Origin of the sequence: Haloferax sp. Atlit-10N (genome assembly GCF_003586325.1) — an archaeon.
Classification (GTDB): domain Archaea; phylum Halobacteriota; class Halobacteria; order Halobacteriales; family Haloferacaceae; genus Haloferax; species Haloferax prahovense.
Genome location: NZ_PSYX01000024.1, coordinates 1 through 2,511 on the forward strand (window position 1 = coordinate 1; position 2,511 = coordinate 2,511).

Consider the following 2,511-nt stretch of genomic DNA (forward strand, 5'->3'; position numbering starts at 1 on the left):
ACATGTTGATCGGAACGAACGCGACGATTCTCGCAGTTGATGCAGTTGGCTATCCGCTGCTCAGTGGGGCACTTGTAACACTGGACTGGCCGGCTCCATTCGCGTGTTTCCTTCTCGCCTTGCTCGTGGCATTCCCTTGGATAACGTTGCTGGAAGAACCCAAGCGGGACAGAACGAGATTCACTGTCGAGCTTCGCGAATTCGACGAACGGTTGCCTCGGCAAGCTGTGTAACTGACAACTGCGCCCGCTGTTTCTAGTTCTTGAACCAGTACAGTACGTCACTACCGTATACACTCAGGGGGAGTTCGACAGCGGTCGCAGTCTGATTCCCGACCGCACAAACAGTGGTTCCCCGCTGTTCCCACCCCGCAGTCGTAATTAGGTCGACACCCGTCTCGCTCGTGAAGACACAGTAGTCCGCATGCTTTGGAACTCGATTAGTCGGGGTGATTGGCAACATCGAGTCTGGGATTGAGATACATCGAGTCTGGGATTGAGATACATCGAGTGACTGAAAATACTCAACCCCCTCAATGATGCAGTTGTCGTAAGAACGAAGAACAGCCATCGTTGGCTGAGACATGCCAGAGAGGCAGTCGATGCTGGACTTGTGTGTATCGAGGATCGGACGATCTGGCTCGAACGAATTCGGGCGTAGATGGATCAATCTCTTTCACAGAACGCGCTGTCATCGGTAGCTGACCCTGCGTCTGAGTATCATTAATTCTCCTCTTTACTTAATATATTGCTTGTAGTTTTTGTATTATACAAATAGTTTTGTTTTACAGCAATATACTTGCGGCTTCAGAGAACCACGTTTGGACGGCTCCAAATGTAATTCGCATGGTAGCGGCCCCAAACCCAAACGAGATCAAACTCACCATAACGACGAAATTAGCCTTTGAATCGTTGGGACTAAGGAGAAAGGTAAGCAGTGCGAGCATCCCCGATATCGCACAGATGAAGAGACCTGTCAGGAATATCAGGCCCGTGAAAAACGGGTCAGTGAAACCCATCACGGAATACGCTGGTTCATAGACCCCAACGAACGATAAACTGAAGCCGACAACGACGTATCCGAGAAAGCAGATAGTACAAAGAATGGCTCCAGAAGTAACCAGTTGATACAGGCGAAGAAAACCTCTCTCAAACGGGGTGGTTGGCTTTCGGACCCGTCTGAATGGTTGGTAGTCCATCTCCCTACGGCCAAAGTCCCCGCGCCTCGTGGGCCTCCGCAATTCGAGACAGTGCCACGATGTAGGCTGCATCACGCCAGGTGACGTCTTGCTCCTCGAATTCCGCTCGAACTGCATCCCAGGCGGCCTGCATCTCTGTTTCGAGCTCATTGTTCACGCGTTCAAGCGACCACGACCGGCGATTGATATCCTGGAGCCACTCGAAGTACGAGACAGTGACACCACCAGCGTTGGCGAGAATATCAGGAATCACAGCGACGTCTCGATCAGCCAGAATCGTACTGGCTGTTGAGGTGGTAGGACCATTCGCTCCCTCGACAACGAGGTCAGCAGCAATTTCATTGGCGTTCTCGCTGGTAATCACATTTCCGAGGGCTGCAGGGATGAGTACGTCGACGTTGAGGGTAAGCAACTCGTCGTTCGAGATCACGGTATCCGCGTATTCCGTGACTGCTTCGGGTTCCTCGTCGTGAGAAGGTACGACGGCAGTATCAATTCCGCCCAAGTCGTACATCGCACCATTCACGTCGCTGATCGCGACGACGGTGGCTCCCCATTTGTCGAGCAAGCGGGCAGCGTTCGCACCGACACTCCCATATCCTTGGACGGCAATCGTCGTACCCTCAAGGTCATTGTCGTAGTATTCGCAGGCCTGTCTCGTAATGATCGCCACACTCCGACCGGGTGCTTCCTCGCGGCCTTCACTTCCACCGACCACCGGCGGCTTCCCCGTGACGACACCCGGTGTTGTTTCGCCTTCCTGCATTGAGTAGGCATCCATCAACCAAGCCATCGTTTGTGGGTCAGTACCCATATCTGGGGCAGGGATATCCCGATTCGGCCCGATAACACCCCTGATTTCCTGTGCGAACCGTCGGGTGAGCCGTTCCTTCTCTTTCGTGCTCAATTCCTTCGGGTTGACAGCGACGCCACCTTTGGCACCTCCGAACGGGAGGTCCATAACCGCGCATTTCCAGGTCATCCACATGCCCAGGCCGACACACTCGTCTCTGGTTACGTCGGGGTGATATCGCAGTCCACCCTTGTATGGGCCTCTGACGCTGTCGTGTTGGGCGCGGTACCCGGTGAAGACATCAACGGTACCGTCTTCACGTTCGATCGGGAGGGTAACCTCGTGGACCTTTTTTGGGTGCTTGAGACGCTCGATGATATGCTGGTCGATATCAAGGTGGTCGGCGGCGTGGTGAAGCTGGCGGCGGACCGTTTCGAGCGCTGATTCCGGCTCAGCAGATTCTACTGTCGAGTTCTCCATCTTATCGGAGTTCGTAGTGGATTCGGATGCCATAGTCATT

At 53.8% G+C, this 2,511-nt stretch carries 1 protein-coding gene and 1 pseudogene; one reads left to right on the plus strand and one right to left on the minus strand.

All coding sequences use genetic code 11. The features are described from left to right. Nucleotides 1-233, plus strand: a pseudogene (locus tag C5B91_RS22810) (hypothetical protein); the annotation flags it as partial. Between the two features lie 969 nt (nt 234-1,202). Here C5B91_RS22810 and gdhB read toward each other — a convergent pair. Continuing rightward, the gene (gdhB, locus tag C5B91_RS20865; RefSeq protein ID WP_119713005.1) at nt 1,203-2,510 is read right to left on the minus strand and encodes a glutamate dehydrogenase GdhB; all 1,308 of its coding nucleotides are present in this window, start codon (nt 2,508-2,510) and stop codon (nt 1,203-1,205) included. Between the last annotated feature and the right edge of the window lies 1 nt (nt 2,511).

What these genes read in the sequence shown, in the direction of transcription:
- gdhB (WP_119713005.1), bottom strand. Translation starts at nt 2,510, where the DNA reads ATGACTATGGCATCCGAATCCACTACGAACTCCGATAAGATGGAGAAC.